At 27.5% G+C, this 22661-nt stretch carries 23 protein-coding genes, 1 pseudogene and 1 other annotated feature; of the genes and pseudogenes, 12 read left to right on the top strand and 12 right to left on the bottom strand.

Annotated features, from left to right (window positions below; genetic code table 11):
* Positions 1–98 precede the first annotated feature (98 nt).
* Positions 99–866 carry an ABC transporter ATP-binding protein gene (locus KGF42_RS09050; protein WP_227826157.1) on the bottom strand — a complete coding sequence of 256 codons (768 nt, stop codon included), beginning with the start codon at positions 864–866 and terminating at the stop codon, positions 99–101.
* Between the two features lie 288 nt (positions 867–1154).
* Between KGF42_RS09050 and KGF42_RS09045 the strand changes: the two genes are divergently transcribed.
* The gene (locus KGF42_RS09045) at positions 1155–1829 is read left to right on the top strand and encodes a response regulator transcription factor (protein ID WP_227826156.1); all 675 of its coding nucleotides are present in this window, start codon (positions 1155–1157) and stop codon (positions 1827–1829) included.
* A 7-nt stretch (positions 1830–1836) separates the two neighbouring features.
* On the opposite strand, the gene KGF42_RS09040 is transcribed toward KGF42_RS09045, so the two are convergent.
* Entirely contained in the window at positions 1837–2025 is a 189-nt protein-coding gene (locus KGF42_RS09040; RefSeq protein ID WP_227821042.1) for a hypothetical protein, read from the bottom strand.
* Between the two features lie 61 nt (positions 2026–2086).
* Between KGF42_RS09040 and KGF42_RS09035 the strand changes: the two genes are divergently transcribed.
* From KGF42_RS09035 to KGF42_RS09020, 4 genes are all read left to right on the top strand, one after another.
* Positions 2087–2857: a HAMP domain-containing histidine kinase gene (locus KGF42_RS09035; protein WP_227821043.1), complete on the top strand. Its 771-nt coding sequence runs from the start codon at positions 2087–2089 to the stop codon at positions 2855–2857.
* 115 nt (positions 2858–2972) lie between these two features.
* Entirely contained in the window at positions 2973–4202 is a 1230-nt protein-coding gene (locus tag KGF42_RS09030) for a biotin/lipoyl-binding protein (protein ID WP_227826155.1), read from the top strand.
* 7 nt (positions 4203–4209) lie between these two features.
* On the top strand, positions 4210–4884 hold the full coding sequence (locus KGF42_RS09025) for an ABC transporter ATP-binding protein (protein WP_054273514.1): 675 nt from the start codon (positions 4210–4212) through the stop codon (positions 4882–4884).
* A 2-nt stretch (positions 4885–4886) separates the two neighbouring features.
* Positions 4887–6119 carry an ABC transporter permease gene (locus KGF42_RS09020; RefSeq protein ID WP_227826154.1) on the top strand — a complete coding sequence of 411 codons (1233 nt, stop codon included), beginning with the start codon at positions 4887–4889 and terminating at the stop codon, positions 6117–6119.
* Between the two features lie 128 nt (positions 6120–6247).
* Here the strand turns inward: KGF42_RS09020 and KGF42_RS19840 are convergent.
* From KGF42_RS19840 to KGF42_RS08990, 5 genes and pseudogenes are all read right to left on the bottom strand, one after another.
* A pseudogene (locus KGF42_RS19840) lies at positions 6248–6706 on the bottom strand (GrpB family protein).
* A gap of 119 nt (positions 6707–6825) precedes the next feature.
* Positions 6826–8091, bottom strand: coding sequence for a dihydroorotase (locus tag KGF42_RS09005; protein ID WP_227821047.1), 1266 nt, complete (start codon positions 8089–8091; stop codon positions 6826–6828).
* A gap of 52 nt (positions 8092–8143) precedes the next feature.
* The gene (locus KGF42_RS09000; protein ID WP_227821048.1) at positions 8144–9292 is read right to left on the bottom strand and encodes a DUF362 domain-containing protein; all 1149 of its coding nucleotides are present in this window, start codon (positions 9290–9292) and stop codon (positions 8144–8146) included.
* A 91-nt stretch (positions 9293–9383) separates the two neighbouring features.
* Positions 9384–9929, bottom strand: coding sequence for an NADH peroxidase (locus KGF42_RS08995; RefSeq protein WP_009889371.1), 546 nt, complete (start codon positions 9927–9929; stop codon positions 9384–9386).
* Positions 9930–10151: 222 nt separating this feature from the next.
* Positions 10152–11096: a DMT family transporter gene (locus tag KGF42_RS08990; protein ID WP_227821049.1), complete on the bottom strand. Its 945-nt coding sequence runs from the start codon at positions 11094–11096 to the stop codon at positions 10152–10154.
* Between the two features lie 386 nt (positions 11097–11482).
* On the opposite strand from KGF42_RS08990, the gene KGF42_RS08985 reads away from it, so the two are divergent.
* Positions 11483–12364: a polysaccharide deacetylase family protein gene (locus tag KGF42_RS08985; protein ID WP_227821050.1), complete on the top strand. Its 882-nt coding sequence runs from the start codon at positions 11483–11485 to the stop codon at positions 12362–12364.
* 54 nt (positions 12365–12418) lie between these two features.
* Here the strand turns inward: KGF42_RS08985 and tyrS are convergent, their stop codons facing one another.
* Entirely contained in the window at positions 12419–13627 is a 1209-nt protein-coding gene (gene tyrS / locus KGF42_RS08980; RefSeq protein ID WP_107594525.1) for a tyrosine--tRNA ligase, read from the bottom strand.
* Between the two features lie 71 nt (positions 13628–13698).
* Positions 13699–13952 (bottom strand) — a binding site (T-box leader).
* A gap of 151 nt (positions 13953–14103) precedes the next feature.
* A complete protein-coding gene (locus KGF42_RS08975) occupies positions 14104–15072 on the bottom strand; it encodes a DUF2232 domain-containing protein (RefSeq protein ID WP_227821052.1) in 969 nt (322 codons plus the stop codon).
* 175 nt (positions 15073–15247) lie between these two features.
* Between KGF42_RS08975 and KGF42_RS08970 the strand changes: the two genes are divergently transcribed.
* From KGF42_RS08970 to feoB, 3 genes are all read left to right on the top strand, one after another.
* Positions 15248–15688: a GNAT family N-acetyltransferase gene (locus KGF42_RS08970; protein ID WP_227826152.1), complete on the top strand. Its 441-nt coding sequence runs from the start codon at positions 15248–15250 to the stop codon at positions 15686–15688.
* A gap of 325 nt (positions 15689–16013) precedes the next feature.
* Entirely contained in the window at positions 16014–16241 is a 228-nt protein-coding gene (locus KGF42_RS08965; RefSeq protein ID WP_054273505.1) for a FeoA family protein, read from the top strand.
* Between the two features lie 25 nt (positions 16242–16266).
* Positions 16267–18387 (top strand): ferrous iron transport protein B, encoded by a 2121-nt coding sequence (gene feoB / locus KGF42_RS08960; RefSeq protein ID WP_227821053.1) that lies wholly within the window; start codon positions 16267–16269, stop codon positions 18385–18387.
* Between the two features lie 132 nt (positions 18388–18519).
* Here the strand turns inward: feoB and KGF42_RS08955 are convergent, their stop codons facing one another.
* Positions 18520–19338, bottom strand: a complete 819-nt coding sequence (locus tag KGF42_RS08955) for a MerR family transcriptional regulator (RefSeq protein WP_054273564.1) — start codon at positions 19336–19338, stop codon at positions 18520–18522.
* Positions 19339–19528: 190 nt separating this feature from the next.
* On the opposite strand from KGF42_RS08955, the gene KGF42_RS08950 reads away from it, so the two are divergent.
* Both KGF42_RS08950 and KGF42_RS08945 read left to right on the top strand, forming a co-directional pair.
* Positions 19529–19819 carry a DUF3796 domain-containing protein gene (locus tag KGF42_RS08950; protein ID WP_227821054.1) on the top strand — a complete coding sequence of 97 codons (291 nt, stop codon included), beginning with the start codon at positions 19529–19531 and terminating at the stop codon, positions 19817–19819.
* A 137-nt stretch (positions 19820–19956) separates the two neighbouring features.
* Positions 19957–20157, top strand: a complete 201-nt coding sequence (locus KGF42_RS08945) for a cold-shock protein (RefSeq protein ID WP_107594333.1) — start codon at positions 19957–19959, stop codon at positions 20155–20157.
* A gap of 144 nt (positions 20158–20301) precedes the next feature.
* On the opposite strand, the gene KGF42_RS08940 is transcribed toward KGF42_RS08945, so the two are convergent.
* A complete protein-coding gene (locus KGF42_RS08940; protein ID WP_054273404.1) occupies positions 20302–20868 on the bottom strand; it encodes a hypothetical protein in 567 nt (188 codons plus the stop codon).
* A gap of 435 nt (positions 20869–21303) precedes the next feature.
* On the opposite strand from KGF42_RS08940, the gene KGF42_RS20205 reads away from it, so the two are divergent.
* Entirely contained in the window at positions 21304–21429 is a 126-nt protein-coding gene (locus tag KGF42_RS20205) for a tyrosine-type recombinase/integrase (RefSeq protein WP_311315306.1), read from the top strand.
* 120 nt (positions 21430–21549) lie between these two features.
* On the opposite strand, the gene KGF42_RS08930 is transcribed toward KGF42_RS20205, so the two are convergent.
* On the bottom strand, positions 21550–22359 hold the full coding sequence (locus KGF42_RS08930; protein WP_227823545.1) for a MerR family transcriptional regulator: 810 nt from the start codon (positions 22357–22359) through the stop codon (positions 21550–21552).
* Positions 22360–22661: the final 302 nt, after the last annotated feature.

Below are 22661 nucleotides of genomic sequence, written 5' to 3'. Positions count from 1 at the left end.
TAGATTTAAAGCTAAAAAATACAAATACACTAAATACAATTGAAATAAAGTACAGTAAATAATTAAAAAAACTATTTTTTACATTTTGCATGGCAATTCTAAATAAACTCATTTTTATTAACTCCTCCAATTAAGGAAACTGTATTTACTATTTTATTATAGAATTCTCTATTGCTTTCTCCTTTTACAATTTCTGTAAATATTATTCCATCTTTTATAAAGAGTATCCTATTACAAAAACTTGCACTTATAGCATCATGAGTTACCATTAATATCGTTCTATTATTATCTTTATTTAATTTTAGTAGACAATTCAACAAATTTCTTGCAGATTTAGAATCTAATGCTCCTGTAGGTTCATCTGCAAGTATTAGTGATGGTTTTGTTGCTATTGCTCTACAGACAGCTCCTCTTTGTTTTTCTCCTCCTGAAACTTCGCTAGGATATTTACCTAATATTGATTCTATATTTAATTCTCTTGAAATTTCTTTTATTCTATTTTCTATTACGGATACTCTTTCATTCTTTAAAGAAAGAGGTAACATTATATTTTCTTTTATTGTAAGTGTATCCAAAAGATTAGAGTCTTGGAACACAAATCCAAGATTATCACGTCTAAAATCTGCCAATTCATTTTGCTTCATTTTGATAGTATTCTTTCCATTTATATAAATATCTCCTGATGAAGGTAAATCTATTGTGGAAATAATATTTAAAAGAGTTGATTTGCCAGCGCCAGACGAACCCATAATACCAACAAATTCTCCTTTATAAATCTTGAAATTTATTCCTCTTAGAGCCTCATGCTTTGAACCTCTTATTCCATACTCCTTTTTTATATTTTCAACAGATAATATTTCTTCCATAGTCAATAATCACCTCTTAGCACAATTAGTTATTTATTAATTCTCACAAATATATTATATATATTAAAATAGCTTTTAAACATTTAATTACATTAATTTAAAGTTACATTTTCGTAAGTATTCATTATATTTCTTCATTTTTATTGTAATTATGTTTAAAATATAATTTATAAAGCAAAATTATATTTATATTAATATAATTATTTTAAACAATAAGGTAGAAATATTTTAATTTATCAAGTAGAATATAGTTATGTTAATATAACTATTTTGAATTAGGAGGTAAGAATGTTTAAAATAATGGTAATTGAAGATGATGTTTCATTAAAGAATATCATAGCAGAATGTCTTTCTAAATGGGGACATGATGTGCATCAAATAGAAAATCTTGAAAATATAATAGGAGAGTTTAGAAACTATAAGCCACAATTAGTTTTATTGGATATAAACCTTCCATTTTATGACGGTTTTCATTGGTGTAATGAAATAAGAAAAATTTCAAAAGTCCCTATAATTTTTATTTCTTCAAGAAATTCTAATATGGATGTAATAATGGGTGTGAATATAGGTGCAGATGATTATATACAAAAACCATTTTCTATAGATGTCTTAATAGCTAAAGTTAATGCCCTTTTAAGAAGAACTTATAATTTTGTTGAGAACAATTCAAATCAGATTGTTCACAATGGTATTACTTTAGATTTATCAACTGCAACCATAAGCTATGAAGACAATACTATTGAACTAACAAAAAATGAAATTAAAATTCTTCATGAACTTATGAAATACAAAGGTCAGATAGTCAGTAGAAACAAACTCATGAAAAAATTATGGGATAGTGATTGGTTTGTAGATGATAATACATTAACTGTCAATATAAATAGAATTCGATCAAAATTAAATGAAATCGGTATAGAAGATTTTATAGAGACAAAAAGAGGATTGGGTTATATAATCAGTTAAAACAACTCTAAGTAGGTGAATTTATGAGCTTTAAAGATTTTCTTAAAGATAAACTTGGATTTTTAGTGTACAATTTTACTTTCTTAATTTTTACAATAGCAGTTATTATATTTTCTCCCATAGATGTTTTTCTAATTGATACTATTTTGTATATATTAATTGTAAATGTTGTGTTTTTATTTTTATATCTACTCATTAGCTACATTAAGAAGAATAAATTTTTAGATAACATAAACAATGACACATTCAAAATTAATATGAATGATATAAAGTTAGTTAAATGTAAAAAAGAAGAAAAAATATATCTGGACATCATTAAAAATTATCAATATCAGTGTAATAGCATAATAAACAATAATATTAAGAAGTTTGAAGAAAATAAAGAGATTTTGAATATGTGGGTGCATGATATAAAAATGCCTATAGCGATAATAAAACTTATTCTCGAACAAAAGGAAAATTTAATTGATGAAAAAATTTCTGATGATATAGATAGTGAAATATTTAGAATTGAAAATTCTGTTGAAAAAATTTTATATTTATCAAGACTTGAAGATTTTCATAAAGATTTTTTGATTCAAGAGGTAAATATTGAAAAGATTATTAGGGATATCATAAGAAAATATTCAAAGTATTTTATTTCAAAAAAAATTATTTTAAAATTAAATAATTTGAATTTTAAAATTTTATCAGACGAAAAATGGCTCTACTTCATATTCGAGCAATTATTGAGTAATTCCCTAAAATATTCTTCATTAGGAGATAAAATATATATCTATTGCAAAATAAGCAAAAATTATTTACAATTAAGAGTGGAAGATACTGGCTGTGGTATAAAAAAAGAAGATTTAAATCGAATATTTAATAAGGGATTTACAGGTAATAATGGAAGAAATAATTCTAAATCTACAGGACTTGGACTTTATTTAGTGAAAGAACTTTGTGACAAACTCGGTCATAAAATTGATGTAGATTCAGAGTACAATCAATATACAAAATTTACTATTACATTCAAATGTGATTTATAGCATCTTAGTATTGATAGTTTATTTCCATTAACTTATATTCAACAGACTTCTTAATAGTAATTCTATATGTACATCCCAGTATATAATAAATAGTTTTTATAAAAAGGAGGAAGACATGTCTTTTCTAAAAAAATTTAAAAATAAAAAATTTAGAAATAGCAGCTTTAAAAGTAACAACTTTAGAAGTAACAGTTTTGGAAGTAGTGGCTTCAAAGCTAAAAATAAGGGTTTTAAAAGCAATCCCTTTAAAAATAAAAAATTCAAAATATATGCAGGAATAGTAGTAATTATACTTTTAATTTTAGGAGTGCTTGCTTATGTTGATTCAAAAAACACTGAATTACAAGCTAAGGAAAACTTTATCGAAACATATACTATTCCTGAAAATGAGAAAATATTTATAAATGGTATGGTTGTTCCTAAGCAAACTAAGGATTTCAATATGTCTGGAGATTATGAGCTAAGTAATGTTAATGTTACAAATGGTCAAAAAGTAAATCAAGGAGACCTTCTTTTTACTACTAAAAATCCAACTATAATAGCAGAAATAGATAGTTTAAAATCACAGCTTAGTCAATACAAAAAACAAAAAATATCACTTTCTAATATTGCTGAAAATAGAGATGCTATTGCTTCTATAAATGCGCAAATAACTGCTTTAAACTCTCAGATAGCTTCTCTGGATAAAAAAGCATATGGCAGAGTTACTGCTCCTTTTGATGGCACAGTATACTTGAATGACCAAACTGGAAACCCAGACCAACCAGTCTCCTTTATGACTATTCAAGGTCTAGAGTTTTATATGAAAGGACAGGCAAGTGAGCAAGATTTACCTAAAATGAAGGTTGACCAAATGGTTAATATATTAGTTTTCTCAACTGACCAAAAGCTTACTGGTAGAATAAGTTTTATATCTGACAAACCATCTACTCCAAATACTGAGATGGGAGCTCAGCAGAATACTCTGTCTTATTATGATATAAACATAGCATTTGATAATCAAGAAGGATTAGTAAATGGATTCCATCTTCAAGCATCACTTGAAGTAGCCAATTCAAGCTTTAAAATACCATCATCTTGTGTACTTAAAGACAAAAAACACTCATATGTATTTAAGGATTTAGATGGTATATTGAAAAAGCAAATTGTAGATGTAGCAAGTCAAAATGATGATTTTGCTGTAGTTAGAGGAGGACTTGAACAAGGAGATATAGTAATAAAACACCCTACTAAAGAAATGAAAGAAGGAGACCCAGTTCAAGGCGATGGCGTAACTGCTGGTTCTAATAATGGAGATGCTACTCCAAACAAAAAAGTAGAAGAAGTTACTATGGATGTGAATTAATTTACATATGTTAATTAAATTAGAAAATATTCAAAAGTATTACAAAGTAGGGAAAGATGAATTACATGTTTTAAAATCTTTAAATTTAGAAATTGAATCTGGAGAATTTGTTATGATAATGGGTAAATCTGGTAGTGGTAAAACCACTTTACTTAATATCTTAGGTTTTCTAGATGTATTTGATGAAGGAAGATATATATTTGATGGAACAGATGTAACTAATTTGAGTGAAAATGAACGTTCTGTTTTTAGAAATATTAATATTGGATTTGTTTTCCAACAATTTAATTTAATAGAAACTTTAAATGTATATCAAAATGTAGAGTTACCTCTAATTTACAATAAAACGCTAAAAAAATCTGAAAGAGAAGAAATTGTTAAAGATAAGTTAAACTCTGTTGGGCTTTTGGACAAACTTAAACAGAAACCTCTTCAATTATCTGGTGGTCAGCAACAGCGTGTAGCAATTGCACGTTGCTTGTCAAATGACCCTCAAATAATCTTTGCAGATGAACCAACTGGAGCATTAGATAGTGAAACTAGCAGAGAAATTATGGAGCTTTTAACAAAGCTTAACAAACAAGGTAAGACTATAATAATGGTTACACATGATCAAGATTTAACTAAGTATGCAACTAAGGTTATACGACTTAAAGATGGTGTGTTTACTTCGGAGGTGTAATCATGAGTTTATTAAAAAATTCTTTGGCTAATTTAAAAGGTCACAAACTTCGTGTCTTCGTAGCTTTACTCTGGATTATAATAGGAATAACTTCAGTAATACTTGTTAGTTCTATAGGTAATGGATTTCAAAAAGAAATTAAGAAATCTGTAAATAATGTAAACCCTAATAAAACTACTATTTCATTTGAATCGGCTGATAACACAGGTCTTACTGATGATATGAGTATATTTTTAAAACCATTTAATGCAAAAGACTTAGAAGGATTATCATTTATTGAAGGAGTAGAAAGAATCGCTCCTTCAAGAGATGGATTTAATCTTGATTCAACTTACTCTTCACAAGCATCTTTTGATAAAAAAACTGCGTATGTTGATGTTGAACCAGTAAAAAAAGATTCTAAAATAAATTTAATTTGTGGTAGAGATTTTTCTTTAGATGATGAAAAAAGAAAAGTAATTTTACTTACATTACAAAGTACAAGTGAAATTTTTGAAAATCCAGAAGATGCCTTAGGTCATGGTATCAACATAAATGGAACTATATTTGAAATAATAGGGGTATTAGATGATTCTCAGCAAAACCAAGCTGGAGGATTTTTTGGAGGATATCAAGATATGCAATTTACTACTTCCCTTATACCCAAAAAGGCTTTTGACAGTTTAATGAGTCAAAATTCTTATTCAAACGAAATTTATCAGTTAGACTTAGTGTCTTCTAAAGGTTATAATGTAAATGAAGTTGCAAACAATGTTATAGCTAAATTATATGAGATGCACCCTGGTATCAATGGCTCTTATACTACACCAGACCCAACTGAGCAAACAGCTTATCTTGAAAGCATTAATTCTAATGTAAACAAATATGTGTCTATAATAACTGTAGTTGCAATGTTTGTTGGTGGTATTGGTGTAATGAATATAATGTATGTATCTGTTATGGAAAGACAAAGAGAAATTGGTATAAGACGTGCTATTGGTGCAAAACCTAGGTCTATATTATTTCAATTTTTAGTTGAAGCTGTTTTTATAACAGTATGTGGTGGAATTTTAGGAACTATAGTTGGATTTACTGCTACCAACTATGTTTCTAAATATATTGGATTTGAGGCCATTCCTAGCTTAAACAGCTTATTTTATGCAATTGTAGCTACTATATTAACTGGAGTTGTATTTGGTCTGATACCAGCCTTTAAAGCCTCTAAACTAGACCCTATAAAGGCAATTTATAAGTAGATGTTATATAAAGATTTGTGATTTTTAGATTTGCATATATAGGACATACTTAAATATATAACGCACTATTATATATGATTGATTAAGAGATTAATCTTTTTCAAATATAGTAGTGCGTTATTTAATTTCTAATCTATTATCCCTCTTATAAAATCTGTTTTATTATCACAGTAAGAGTTAACATCATACCTATAAAGTTTTGCTAGTTTTTTCTTTAAATTAGAATACTCTTTAACTTTATCTGTATTTAGTCTTAAGATTTCCATACCCTAATTTTCTAGTTTACCTATAGCCTCATTTAAATAACTATAGTTTTCAATTACTATATCGACATCCAATCTTAGCTTTGCTGAAAGCCCTTCAATAGATGTACTACCAACATGTTCTATTTTTAAAATTGAACCTCCTAATATATTTTCTAGTGTACACTTTAATTTTTCAAACTCATACTTCCAATTTGGATTATAGTCTAATGTTTCAACAATTTTTGTAAAATATCCATATCCATCATTCTCATATCTTTGTATGTTTTTATCAATCCATTCTATAACTTCTTCATTTGAAAAAGCATGCTCCCATGCATACATTACCTCTACATCTTGTAGCATTTTGCTTATTTCCTTAAAGTCATTATGATTCATTTTTCTAATATATAGTCTTTTACTCTCAATCATTGTATTCACTGCCTTTAAAAAATAACCATAGATTAAGCGTTATATACAATCTCTCCATTACATATTGTATAATTAACCTTCCCATATAAAGATTTCCCTTTAAATGGTGAATTATCAGCTTTAGAAACAAAGCTTTCAACTGTCCATTCTTCTTCAGGGTTGAATATAACAATATCTGCTACTGCCCCTTCTTCTATAAATCCAATATTCAAATTGTATAATTTTGCAGGGTTTGTAGACATTTTTTCTATTAACTGCATCATACTAAGATGATTTTTATGCACTAAATTTGTTATTCCAAGAGATAGAGAAGTCTCAAGCCCAATAATTCCACTTGGAGCTTTTATAAACTCTCTGTCTTTTTCTTCTTCACTATGAGGTGCATGGTCTGTTGCTATTATTTCAATAGTACCATCATTCAATCCTTCTATAATCTTATCTCTATCCCACTTACTTCTTAGGGGTGGATTCATTTTTGCATTTGTTCCAAACACTAATACATCTTCCTCTGTCAATGTAAAGTGATGTGGTGTAGCCTCTGCAACCACATTTGCACCCAGATATTTTGCAAATCTAACCATATCAACAGATACCCCAGAACTTATATGTTGTATATCAACCTTAGCACCAGTCTTTAGTGCCAACATACAGTCTCTAGCTACCATAACATCTTCTGCTACAGTTGATGCACCTTTTAAACCAAGTTCTGAAGCTATCTTTCCTGCATTTACACCTGGATTTCCAACTAAAGAAGGGTCTTCTTCATGAAAACTAAGTGGTACATCCAACTCTTTTGCCTTAATCATTGCTTCCATAATTAGATTACTATCCATTAAAGGTAATCCATCATCAGTAAATCCTGGTACACCAGCTTTTTTAAGAGTTTCCATATCAACTAGCTCTTTCCCTTCAAATCCTTTAGTTATAGCTGCTGCTTGTAAAACATTTATACATGCATTCTTTGACTTTTCTTTAACATAGTTAAAAGTATCTTCATTGTCTACAATTGGATTTGTATTTGCCATACATATAACTGTTGTAAATCCACCTCTAGCAGCAGCTTTAGCTCCACTCTCTATATCTTCTTTATATGTAAGTCCTGGGTCTCTAAAGTGTACATGAACATCTACTAAACCTGGTGCAACTACATTATCACTAGCATCTATTACTTTTTCATATTCATCACTTTCATCAAACTTACCTATTTTATAAATTTTATTTTCTTTTATTATTAAGTCAACATTCTCATCTCTTTGACTTTTAGGGTCTATTACTCTACCATTTTTAATTAAAATCATCTTGTTTCTCCTTTATACTTTTCATTTATCTAGACTCATATAATATTATACATTATTTTACATACTTAAATACAAAATTACGTTTGACATCAATAGCCTTTTTAGGACAAAGTTCATGGCAACAGTAACATCTTATACATTTACTTAGGTCTATAATAGCACCCTTATCTCCCATTTCTATAGTATTTGCAGGGCAAGCTTCCTTACATTTTCCACATTTTATACAATCTTGAAATCTAACCACAGGCTTTGGTGTTATAAGCTTTGAAATAGGTTCATTTAAAAATTTTGGTAGTTTTACAGAAAATAGTCTTAAATCTTTACTTACATTTGGAACCTTATAGTCTTTTATAATTAAATCATTTATGTCTTCACCTAAAATCTCAATATCTGAAAAATCTCCTTGTATATACCCTCTTTTAATAGCCCCTCTAATTGTAGCAACTCTATTTGGAAGTAAGTTTATAATTTTACATGCAACAACATCTATGGCATACGGATTTTGTGATGCTAATAAGACACCTATTTCTCGAGTAGTTCCAGCTGAAGGTCCATCACCTTCCATACCTACTATCCCATCCATAATTGTCAATGTTGGCTTTACATAATCACAAATATCTAAAAGTACATTTTCACAAAACAATTCTTCTGTAGGAAATCTATAATGTATTTCTGCTTTTTTCAAGCCTGCTATACATCCATATAAGTTTTTTGTACCACCAGTAAAAGTTGCCATTACATGTGTCTTTAATTTACAAAGATTTATTATGTAATCTGCATCTACTATTGGTTTAATAATATCCATATATTTTAGAACATATGCTTTTTCACTATGTATCTTAACATCTGAAACATCATAATTTAACTTGATACCCAACTCATTTGCTACTGTTTCAATTCCAGATGCCTTATAAATACTCTTAAGAGAACTTTGACTATATGGACCACCAGGACTATCTGCTATTGTAATGTCACAATTTAACTCTAAAAGCTTTTCACATACAACTCTTACAACCATAGGATGTGTCGTTGTAGCTTCTTCAGGCTTTTTTTTCATCAATAAATTTGGTTTTATAAGTACTTTACTTCCTTTTTTAACAAACTTATCTATACCACCAATATCCTCTAAATTTTTTTCAATAGATAACTTTACCTCTTCATAATTGTAAGTTTTACAACTCCTAACAGATACTGACTTCATATTATCTCCATCCTTTTATCACAGCACTTTATTTGTATAATTTAAAAAAGGAGAAACCAAAGTTTCTCCTTTTAATCTATTGTTTTAATTATTATTTTCCAAAATGTCTGTTTAATAATCCTAAGAATGCTTTACCATGTCTAGCTTCATCTTTACACATTTCATGAACTGTATCATGTATAGCATCTAATCCTAATTCTTTAGCTCTCTTAGCTAATTTTAATTTTCCATCAGTTGCACCATACTCAGCATCAACTCTAACTCTTAAGTTTTCTTTTGTATCTGCAACTACAACTTCTCCAAGAAGTTCTGCAAATTTAGCAGCATGCTCAGCTTCTTCAAAAGCTATTCTCTTATAAGCCTCTGCTACTTCTGGATAACCTTCTCTATCAGCTTGTCTACTCATTGCTAAATACATTCCTACTTCTGTACATTCACCAGTAAAGTTAGCTCTTAATCCTTCGATTATTTCTGCATCTACACCTTGAGCTACTCCTATTCTATGTTCATCAGCCCAAACCATTTCGCCTTTCATTTCTTCAAACTTATCAGCTCCAACTTTACATACTGGACATTGTGCTGGTGCAGCATCTCCTTCATGTATATATCCACATACTGTACAAACAAATTTTTTCATAATTAACTTCCTCCCAATTTTATATAATTAATTTTTTATTTTTAAGTTTAATAACTTGCTACAAGAATATATATACCCCGGGCTTTGTAGTTTAAACACTAAAAATAAAATTTATTTCCTAATTAATTTTATCACTTTGAAACATCAGTATCAACCAAGTTTTGATGTCAAATTTCTACATAATATATAATTTATTCGATTAATTAGGAAATAATTGTCCTATTAAATACTTTCTAATGAAGACTCTTTTGAGTCTTTAAGTTTCACTTTTTTGCTCTTTAAAAAAGATAATTTAGTTTCTGCTGTTATGATTGCAACAAATATCAAGATGCTACCAATAACCAATTTTGCTGTAATAAGTTCCTTTAGAATTATTATAGAAAATATAGTACCAAATACAGCTTCTGTAGATAATATTATAGCTGTCCTAGTTCCATCAACTCTTTTTTGACATATAGTTTGAAACAAAAATCCAATTGTAGTACTAAATACAGCTAGGTACATAGTTCCCATATAACCAGATAATTCAGCTTCCATTTTTAATTGACCTGCAAATGTTTGAACTATTAAAGACATTAAAAACGCTACAGTAAATTGAACAGCTGTCAATGCCATTGGGTTGTTATCTTTTGCAAATTCACTTGTAAAGAATATATGAAATGCAAATCCCAATGAGCATATAAGTGTTAGTAAATCTCCAAAATTAATAGAGAAATCTGCTTCTAAAGAAAGTATTCCTATCCCTATAAGAGCTACTAAACTACTTATCATTCCTATCTTATCAAGTTTCCTTCTATAAATTATGAATCCTATGAATGGAACTATTACAACATTTGCTGCTGTTATAAATGCATTCTTGGATGGCGTAGTGTACATAAGTCCAATAGTCTGTACTGTGAAGGCTAGAAATAAAAATATTCCTAAAAGTCCTCCTGCTTTTAATAATTTTTTTCCCATATTGGCACGAATCTGTTTAAAAAACAGAAAACTCATAATTACAGCTGCCAAGAAAAATCTTAAAGTTATGATTTGTAGAGGTGTAAGCCCACCGTCTAATGCAAATTGGGTTGCTACAAAGCCACTTCCCCATATAATTGCTATAAATATTAGTCCTATTTCTCCAAAGTATTTTTTCAATAAAGCCCCCTCCTTTTTATTTTTTTGCAAAATTATAAACCCCCTAAACAGCAAGAGAGTTTTTCTATAAGCATTACTATAAATTAATATAGTAAATTTTTTCAGTATTTTAAATCTAAATTTATATCCATTTTGAGCTCAAATTTGTATCCACTATTTAACAGTAATATATTAATCATTTTTTGTAAACACCTTTTTAATAAATTTTTATATTTTTTATATCTTTTTTACTTATACTAAATTTTTTTATAGATAATTTTAATATCTATGATACTTTAATACTATGCAAATAATGTCATATAAGTTACATTTTAGTTATCTTAGTTACAACTTTGTCGGTTTACTTTTTCTACGTTCTTCGATATAATTGTAATATATTTTTGATACAGTTCGACAAAAGGGGGAATGCTGTAATCATGGTAAAAAAAAGAAAAAAGAAAACTGTTACACTTACTATAATTGTTGTAATAGTTATTGGTATTTTTTCTATGGCATGGGCGGATATGTCTAGAAAAAAAGAAATTAAAGAAACTCAAGAAAGACTTAAAGCCGAAAGATTAGAAAAAGAAAGAATTGAAAAAGAAAAAAATGAACCTATTATTGGGGCAAAAAAAGAAGCCGCAAAAGAATATGGATATGATGCAAAATTAGTTTGGGACAAACTTAGCAAATATGACTATTCAAACAATGGAGAAAAGATAGTCTTTCTTACATTTGATGATGGACCATCTACTACTAATACTCCACAGGTTCTAGATATCTTGAAAAGACATGATGTTAGAGGAACTTTCTTCATTAAAGGTGATTCTCTTGAAAGAAAAGGGGCTAATGAAATTTTAAAAAGAACATTTTATGAAGGAAATGCAATAGCTCATCACTCTTATACTCATGACTATAAAAAACTGTATCCCGGCAGAAGTTTAAATCTTGACACATTCGTAAATGAACTCAACAAAACTGATGAAGCTATGAAAAAAGTTTTAGGAAAGAATTTTTCCTCAAAAGTAGTTAGATGCCCAGGTGGATATATGTCATGGAAAAATATGGATCCTCTAGGAAACTACTTAAAAGAGAAAAACATGGCATCAATCGATTGGAATGCTTTAAATGCTGATGCAGAAGGTAAAAAGAAAAATGCTCAAGAGTTATTTGAACATGCAAAAAAATCTTCTGAAGGTAAAGAAATGGTCGTTCTTTTAATGCATGATACTTATGGCAAGCAAGAGACAGTAAATTCATTAGACCAAATTATAACATATTTTAAAGACAATGGTTATCAATTTAAAACTTTAATATAATAAAAAAGTAAGTTCATTGATTATACTTTTATACTCAATGAACTTGCTTTTATTTTATTTTACTAGCTCAATTTTCACAAATTTTTTCTTTCCTATTTGAACAACTAATTCACTTTCTTTTACAATAGTACTTAAGTCCTCTACTTTCTCACCATTTACCTTTATTCCACCTTGAGAAGCTAATCTTCTAACTTCACTCTTACTCTTAACAATTTCATTAGCAACTAATACTTCAATTAAATCAAATCCATCTTCATTAGCTTGAATTGTTTGTATATCTTCAGGTATTTGACCTTTTTGGAATACAGATTTAAATCTTTCTTCAGCTTCTTTAGCAGATTCTTCTCCATGATATAATGTTACTATTTCTCTTGCTAAATTCATTTTTATATCTCTTGGGTTTACTGAACCCTCTTTTAACTGAGATTCTATTTTATTAACTTCATCAGGATGAACATCAGTTACTAAATTATAGTATTTAATTATAAGCTCATCAGGAATTTCCATAGATTTTTGGTACATTATTCCCGCTTCTTCATCTATTCCAATGTAGTTACCTAAACTCTTACTCATTTTTTCTTTTCCATCTAATCCTTCTATTAAAGGCATCATTATTACTATTTGAGACTCCATACCAAATTCTCTTTGTAATGATCTTCCCATTAGTAAATTAAATCTTTGGTCAGTTCCTCCAAGTTCTATATCAGCTTCTAATGCTATAGAATCATATGCTTGCATTAATGGATAGAAGAATTCATGTACTGATATCGGCATTTGTCCTTCATATCTCTTTTTAAAATCTTCTCTTTCTAACATTCTTGCAACAGTAATAGTTGCAGCTAATTTTATTACATCTTCAAAATTTAATTTAGCTAACCACTCACTATTAAATCTTACGATAGTTTTTTCTTTATCTAAAACTTTGAAAATTTGTTCTTCATAAGTTTTTGCATTTGCAAGAACTTGCTCTGTTGTTAAAGCTTTTCTAGCCTTAGACTTTCCAGTTGGGTCTCCAATTTTTCCTGTAAAATCTCCAATTATTATCACTATTTGATGACCTAAATCTTGTAATTGTTTCATCTTTCTAAGAACTACTGTATGCCCTAAATGTATATCTGGAGCACTTGGGTCTAGACCCAATTTTACTATCATAGGTTTTCCTTCTTTTTCTGATTTAATAAGCTTTTCTCTTAACTCTTTTTCATCTATTAAATCGTCTACACCCTTCATAATTATTCGCATTTGCTCGTCTATCGATTTCATTTTTCATTCCTCCTAAAATATTTATATAATCTATAATTTTATTTTTATAATAAAAAAAGCTTTCATCCTATTAAAAGGACGAAAGCTTTGCTTACGTGTTACCACCTTAGTTCATCAATATCTCACGATACTAATCTCTTAGAGTACAATTTACATATACTCGTGTACTATAACGTGTACTAATCCGATATCTCTTAATGGTTGTTATCTTTCAGAGATATTGCTCTGAGATGTATTCAAACTAAATCAATTTATTCCATCTCACCAAACTGGAACTCTCTGTTAAATAAAATCTAGGCCTACTTCTTCTCTTCATAGCATTTGCATATTCAGATTATTTCATCAATTACAAGAAATTTTTCTTAACTTACTCATAATATATTATTATTTTTATATTTTGTCAACCTTTTTTATTATTATACACATGTTTTTTTACATTATACTATTTTTTTATATTTTTTACCAAAACCTAAGGTTTATTTTTCAATTAAAATATTTATTTGTTTATTGACGATATTACTCTGACTCAATCTTATATTTATTTTCTTATTTAAAAATGCATTTATAATTATTAAACTGATAACAGTTACATTAAACATAAAAAACAATAATAAAATTATTATTAAAAAAGAAATTCTAGCATACAATAATTTTTTAAATTTTGCTATCATAAAATTTTGCAGTGACATACATGAATCTCTAATAATAAAATAGACACATAGATAGGCAGTTGATATGAAGATTGTTTTTAAATAAACAAAATCAACCTTAATATTCAATAGCTTTACAACTTGAAAAATGACTAAATAAGAAACACATATGTAAAAAACTTTCTTTGAACAACACAGAAATTGATTTAAACTTCTAAAATTCTTAAATATTAAAAACTTTTTTAAGGAATTAGAGTCTAAAATATGCAATTTATTCCCCAAAATCAAACTTAATAAATATATGCAAAACACCATCCCAAAAGGAAATAATGCTATCATCAAATAATAAATAAAATTTGTATATCCATTAAAATAAATCAATTTACTATATCCTTGAAATTCTTTCATAAAACTATAACCTATTAGTGCTGAAACATATATATCAATGAAAACCATTACAATAACTCCAAATATTGAGCCATATACTAAATCGTCCATAACCATTGTTGGTTTATTTATTAGATAACCACACATTGTACCAAGCAATACACTTTGACTTGCCCAAATACCAGTTCCTAGATTTCCAAGTACTAGAGAAATTATTAAAATTGAAGTAATTCCAGATAAAATAGTATACTTTAAATCACATTTCAAGCAGATTATACAAAAAAATACTGGTACTATAAAATCTAAATAAATAGCATATCCAAATCCAGTACCTACAGCTATAATTGTTACTACTATGAATAAAGATGACAATAAAGCTGCTTCAGTTAATTTTTTAGTAATATTCAAAACACAGCCTCCATAAATTATAAATTTTCTAACTAAAGTTTTATTTTTAATATAGTATATCACTTTTCTAAAAGATTTTTAATAAATATAAATTTTAATGAAAGTATTTATGCTAGAAATGATATAATATATCTTAATATTCAGTTTTATAATATACTAGGGGGGGGTAATTATTATGTTTAAAATTAAACACTTTAATGATTTGAGTTTAGATGAATTTTATGAAATAGCAAAATCAAGATATGAGGTATTTGCTTGTGAGCAAAAGATATTTTCCTTAAACGATTATGATAATATAGATAAAAACTCTTATCACATATTTTTAAAAGATAATGGATTGATTTGTGCTTATGCTAGAATAATTCCTAAAGAATACAGTTCTTATAATGATGTTTCTATTGGTAGAGTTCTAGTTCTTTCTAGTCATAGGAAAAAGGGCTTAGCAAAACAAATGATGGATTGTGCTATAGATTTTATAAAAGTTAATTTACATGAAAATAATATAACTTTATCAGCACAAGCTTATATAAAGAACCTTTACTTATCTTGTGGTTTTAAGGAGATATCAGAAGTATATGATGAGGCAGGCATTGAGCATATCAAAATGAGATTATAGTGTTGACAAGCTAATATTGTTAATATATAATTTAAGCATAAATTATATATATTGAATTGATATTTAGGTATTTGAAAATACCTTACATAGAGTCAGGAGGCTTTTGCTTTCTGATTTTTTTATTATCAAAATTCAATAATTATATAGATTCAAAGTGTTAATTTTTATTCTATATTCTACTTTCCCCAAAAGTAAGAATTATACCCAACTTTGTGATAGGCATCTTGCCTATCTTTTTTTGTAAAAGTAACAAGGTAGTAATATAATGCATAGTTTAGAATAAGAAGATTAGCTCAGGCTAAATTTCATGCATGGAGGTGCTACTATGAAAAACCTTAACGATATTCAAGTGAAAAAATCTGTCAAAGTTGAAGATATATTGTCTAGTGGTAATTTAAGAGAAAGAATGTTAGCGCTTGGTCTTACTAGAGGAGCTGTTATAGATGTAGTTAGAAAAGGTCCAAAAAATAATTTAACCGTCTATAAAATCAGAGGCAGTAAGATAGCTCTACGACAAGAAGAAAGTAGCTTAATATTAGTTTCTGACATTTAAAATTTTCTAGCAGGAGGATATTAATATGGGGTTGACACATAACTCAACTAAAATGAGTTCTTTAAAAGACATGTTTGATATAGACAACAAAGAAGACCAGTTTGTAATTGCATTGGCTGGTAATCCAAATACAGGTAAAAGTACTGTATTTAATCATCTTACAGGGCTTAGACAGCATACTGGAAATTGGCCAGGAAAAACTGTAGCTACAGCTCGTGGTAATTTTAAATATAAAAATGCCGAATATGCATTAATAGATTTACCAGGAACATATTCTTTATTCGCCTTATCACAAGAAGAAATTGTGGCTCGTGATTTTATATGTTTTGGCAATCCTGATGCAGTAATAGTAGTATGTGATGCTACATGTCTTGAAAGAAATTTAAACTTAGTATTTCAAGTGATGGAACTTACAGATAAAGTTATTTTATGTATAAATTTAATAGATGAAGCTAGAAAAAAAGGAATTACTATTGATAAAGAGATTCTAGAGAATTCTCTTGGTATTCCAGTTATTTTAACTGCTGCAAGAAATGGTTCTGGTATGGATGAACTATTAGATACTTTAAATGATGTATCTTTTGATAAATATAAGTTAAATAATAAACCTGTTAAATACAGTGAAAATATAGAAGATATGGTAAAATCAATTCAACCAGAATTAGATAATATTATACCAGGTATAAATTCTAGATGGTTGGGTCTTAGACTTATTGATGGTGATGAAAGTATATTTGAATCTATGAGTAATTATGTAGATAAAGATTCAATAAATGCTATTAATGAAGTAAAGAAAAAGATTCCAAGTGATATAAATAAACAGAAAATAAGGGATGAATTTACTAAAATCAACTATGATTATGCTAAAAAACTGAGTGATAAGTGTTGTTCTAATGTTGCTAAAAAATCAACAGATAGAGAAGAAAAAGTAGATAAAATATTGACATCTAAAATATTTGGGCTTCCAATAATGCTCTTATTGTTAGGTACTATCCTGTGGATTACTATAGAAGGTGCTAACTATCCATCCACTTTATTATCTAATTTATTACTCGGATTTGAGCCAAGTATTTCAAGTGTATTAAATAGTATTAACTGTCCATCGTGGTTAAGCGATATGTTGGTTTTAGGATTATACAGAACATTAGCGTGGGTAATCTCTGTAATGCTACCTCCTATGGCAATATTCTTTCCTCTATTTACCTTGCTTGAGGATTTTGGATATTTGCCAAGAGTTGCATTTAACTTAGACCACCTATTTAAAAAAGCTTGTGCACATGGTAAACAATGCTTAACTATGTGTATGGGATTTGGATGTAATGCAGCTGGAGTTATTGGTTGTAGAATAATTGACTCTCCAAGGGAAAGACTTATAGCTATACTTACAAACAACTTTGTACCTTGTAATGGTCGTTTTCCTACTTTAATTGCTATATCTACAATATTTTTTAGTTCAGTTATAACTAGCTCTTTTATATCTAGTGTAGCAACTGCACTTTGTATAACTTTACTGATAATTCTAGGTGTTATAATAACATTGTTAGTTTCTTATACTCTTTCTAAAACGCTATTAAAAGGAGTTCCTTCTACATTTACATTAGAACTTCCACCTTACAGAGTTCCTCAAATTGGAAGAACTTTATATACTTCTATAATAGATAGAACAATATTTGTTTTAGGAAGAGCTGTAATGGTAGCCATACCTGCTGGTGTCATAACTTGGATATTTGCAAATATCTATATAGGAGATTTAAGCATATTATCACATGTTGCAAACTTTTTGGATCCTTTAGCTAAATTAATAGGTCTTGATGGTTTCATATTGATGGCTTTTATTCTTGGATTCCCAGCAAATGAGATAGTTGTGCCTATACTTCTAATGGCTTACCTAGCAACTGGTTCTATGATAGAATTAGATAGTTTTAGTGCTTTAGGTCAAGTTCTTAGAGAACATGGATGGACTTATTTGACAGCTTTAAATGTTATGTTGTTCAGTTTACTGCACTGGCCTTGTGCAACAACACTTTTAACAATAAAAAAGGAAACTGGAAGTTTAAAATGGACTGCCTTAGGATTCTTAATGCCTACTATACTTGCTTTTGTTGTTTGTTTTTTAACAACTACAATTTATAATTTATTTATATAGTTAGTGTTAACTGGCATTAAACGTATCATATAAACACCATTTAAAGATTTATATACTTTATTATAAAACATAGAGGTATATTCAATGATAAGTATAATTACTTAACATTTGAATATATCTCTATTTTAATTCTTATCTAGATACTTGTATTGAAATCTCGGTCATATAATTATCTTCATTACTTTCACAGAAGAAGTCAAGTACACTCTCTTCATATGAATTTCCAATAATTTTATATTCGTTCTCATATATATATTTTTTTAATTTTTCATAAGATTTATATGAATCCTCATATTTTCCAGTATGATTTATACATGCATACATTCCCTCTGGTTTTATATATAACTTTTTATCCTTTATTTTTCTATCTATTTTCAAATAAAAACTTGATATGCTTAAATAGTCTCCATTTTTTATATTTTCATTACTTACTATTACTCCCAACTCATATCCTTGATACAAATTTTTTGATTTACAGTAATTAGTAAAATCTATTAACTCCATCATAAAATCTCCATTACTCATACTGCTTAAGTCACTTGACAACACTAAGTATTCCTCACATCTTTTAGATATATAAATTTCTTCACTATTCATCCTAGAAATTCCTTCGACCGTTATATTTATTCTATTTTGCATCTTAAAACTTATCTTTCTTAATTTTTTTATTTTTTCTCTTATCTTTTTTTCTTCTTCTCTAAGCATTTTCACACAAAGTTGAGGACTTCTATTTTGTATATATTCTTTTATTTCTTCTAAACTCATTCCTATTTCTCTTAGTGATTGTAATATGTCCAATGTATCATATTGATAGACTGAGTAATATCTATAATTATTTTTATCTTTATATTCAGGAGAAAAAATCCCTATTTTATCATAAAAAATTAATGTCTGTTTAGATATTCCACACAACTTGGCGAATTCTCCTGTAGTAAAATACTGTTTTTCCAAGGGTTATACACTCCTTATCTTTTTATAATCTATATAGTTACTATATTCTTTATTATAACGTTAAAGTGTCAATATATCTTTATTTTTAATAAAATTTATTTAAAATGTTTTAAGATTGAACAACGGAATTGAATGACCAAAAGCTTTCTCCTCTTACTAATGTTGTGATTGATTCAAACCCACAATTGTATTGAATAATATTGTTTACCTTACATACATTGGATTTTTTGCTTTTTTCTCAAACTTTATTATAGCAAAAATAAATGGTGATAAAGCAGATGAAAGGTATGTAGAAGATGAAAAGTCAGCTATGGCATTTACAGGACAGTTTGCTGTTATAGAATTATTTATTTTATGGTGTATTACTATAGTATCTAGAAATGTAGAATTAATGTGTGTTTTGTTATCAGCTGCATATGCAATTACTTTAAATGTTTATGCTATAAAACTTTATATTTTAGAGGAAAAAGTATATTTTTAATCTTAAGAGAAACAAAAAATGTTAACTAAAAAATATAATTAAGTAGACATTTTTATTAATCTATGATACAATAGTATTTGTGGTGATACACAAGTAAATCAAGTATATCTTGATATAGGTTAATAGGAGTATTTTTAATGAATAATGGAATAGTGAAATGGTTTAATAATGAAAAAGGATTTGGTTTTATATCAATGGAAGGTAGAGATGATGTATTTGCTCATTTCTCAGCTATACAAACTTCAGGATTTAAATCATTAGAAGAAGGTCAAGAAGTAAGCTTTGATATAGTTAAAGGTGCTAGAGGTCCTCAAGCAGAAAATATAACTATATTATAATATATAGATTTTTCGGGAAAGACTCTTTTTAGGGTCTTTTTTTATTGTTAATACTTCTTCTGTTATCCAATATTCATACTTTGCCATATCAGCATCTCATTTTGCTTGTTTTAGGAATAAAAAAAGAACACTTTCTAGTGCCCTTTAATATACTTTTATTGGTATTCTAAATTCTTTTGTTTCCATGTTATCAGCTGATAATACTACCTCTATATAAGCTTCTTTTTTAAGTACAACACAATTTTTAAAATTAAATTGCTCTATTCTAAAATTTATTCCTTTATGAATTGTCATATTATCTTTTGGGTGCCATCTAAGCTCACTATTTATTTGTTCAAAGTTATTATTTTCTCCAATATCTACTTCCATATTAATAAATTTTAAACTTAATACAGGGCTTTTGGCAACAATCGCACTTTCATTTTCTATTACAAAATCAACTAAGTTATTACTATGAATTTTAGTATAAATATCAGATTTATCATCTATGATATTTAAATCAAGTCTGATATACCCATTACCATTTTCATAATAATCACCAGCCATATTATTCTCATTATTTCTTCTATATTTTAATATCAATTTAGCTTTTTTATTAGATTCCATAAAAGCTATAATTGATATAATTAAGGCTGCTATTGCTGCAAATGATGCAATTAAAGAAATTAGATTTACATAGTTACCAATAAATTCATTAAAATGATTGAGCATATCTTTTTCTCCTTAAAAACATTACTTTATCTTATTACAATTGTATAATATTTTGTCCATGTATCTTTAATTTATTACACAAACTTATTATATAAAAAAAGACCATCTATCAAGATGATTCTCTAAACTAAGTATCTATGTTTTTGTTTATACTCTGTAACAGCATCATTTCATGCTTCTTGCTCTCTTATTCCTTTTTCTCTAGCAATTCTTTGTGCTATTTTTCTAACTAATTCAGCACTTTTTAATATTCCTATACTAATCACTTCCTTATCTCTACTCTACATTATACCATATAATAAACAATAAAGCTAATTTTTAGTCAAAAGGTTCTAAGATTAGTTTAAATCATTTCTATTAGTTCTTTAATTTTTTTATATGCTTATTTTGTAACTAATAGTGATATTGATATGGCAATAGTAAATAAAGATTTGAATATTTATTTCAATACTTTTAAAAAATGGTACAAATACAAAACATATTCAACAACGATTAGGTCACAGTAAAATAGCTACAACAATGAATACTTACTCTCATATAACACATGAAATAGAAATTTAAACAGAAAATATTTTAGAAGGTATTAGAATATAATTTGCACCGATTTTATAATATGGTGGCAAATCGGTGGCAAATTCATAATTTTTTATACTATTTATCATCTAATTCGTTGAAATTTATCTATTTAGTTACAGGAACTTGAATTTCAGTTACAAACTCCTCTACAATTCCAGTCTCATGTATATCTATCTTGTATATTTCTATAGGGTCAGCAATTATTTTATAATTATTTTCTTCTATAAATTTAAATACCTTTTCCATATATATCTTATTATTAGAATTACTTCCAGCGTAATTTAAAGTTACATAATATCCTTCATCAAAAACTATATTATATACTTTCTCATTGTTTTCTAAAAAGCAAAACACAGATTTAAACTCATTAAATATACCTTTATTAATTGCTTCAGTAGAAAAGGCAGAACCAATATTGTTGTTTCCAAGTATATTAAATCTATCTTCATATTCTTTTTGAAGTTTTTGAATTAAAAAATCAAAGTCTTCATCCCTTTTTATATCAGCATTTAATTCTAAAGCTTTTCTTTTTTCTATATATACAACCTCTATCTCATCTATTTTTGTGTTTTGAATTACACTTTCAATTGAACTTAATCTTTTTATAATATTTTCCTTATGGCTTATAAGTTCATATATTTTTTTATCAATTAAATCAAGTTCCTCATTCAAAATATTTTTAGTAGACTCTATACTTCTGTCATCTAGGTATTCTTTTATTTTTTTCATTGGAAAATTCAAGCTTCTAAATTCTTTTATTAAATTGAGTTTCCATATGTCTGATATGTTATACATTCTATATCCATTTTTATCTCTAACTGGCTTTAAAATACCAATTTCTTCATAATACATTAATGAATCTCTACCTATTCCATATATTTTAGATATCTCTCCTATTTTATAGTAATCTTTCATTTATATAATAAAATCCTCCTTAATCCTATTTTTATTTTAAAATCAACATCATTATTCTCTATAACTATAGTTTTAGAATATACTAAAAAACCTTCTAAAACAATGATACGAAAATAAACTTTCTACAATTAACCATTAAAATATATTTATTTTTATATTATAATAATATAAGTATAATATTACTAAATTTTTTATGTATTCTCACAATATCCAATTAGATTTAGTAAAAAATAATCCTTATCATAAAACTTTAAACTAGATTTTAGAGTTTAAAAAAGATAATACAAGTTATTGATAAATTC

The sequence above is a fragment of the Clostridioides sp. ZZV15-6383 genome (assembly GCF_020657735.1).
In the GTDB taxonomy this organism is placed as follows: domain Bacteria; phylum Bacillota; class Clostridia; order Peptostreptococcales; family Peptostreptococcaceae; genus Clostridioides; species Clostridioides difficile_D.
The sequence above is the reverse complement of the archived record's forward strand: the minus strand, read 5'-3'. Positions and strand labels throughout refer to the sequence as shown.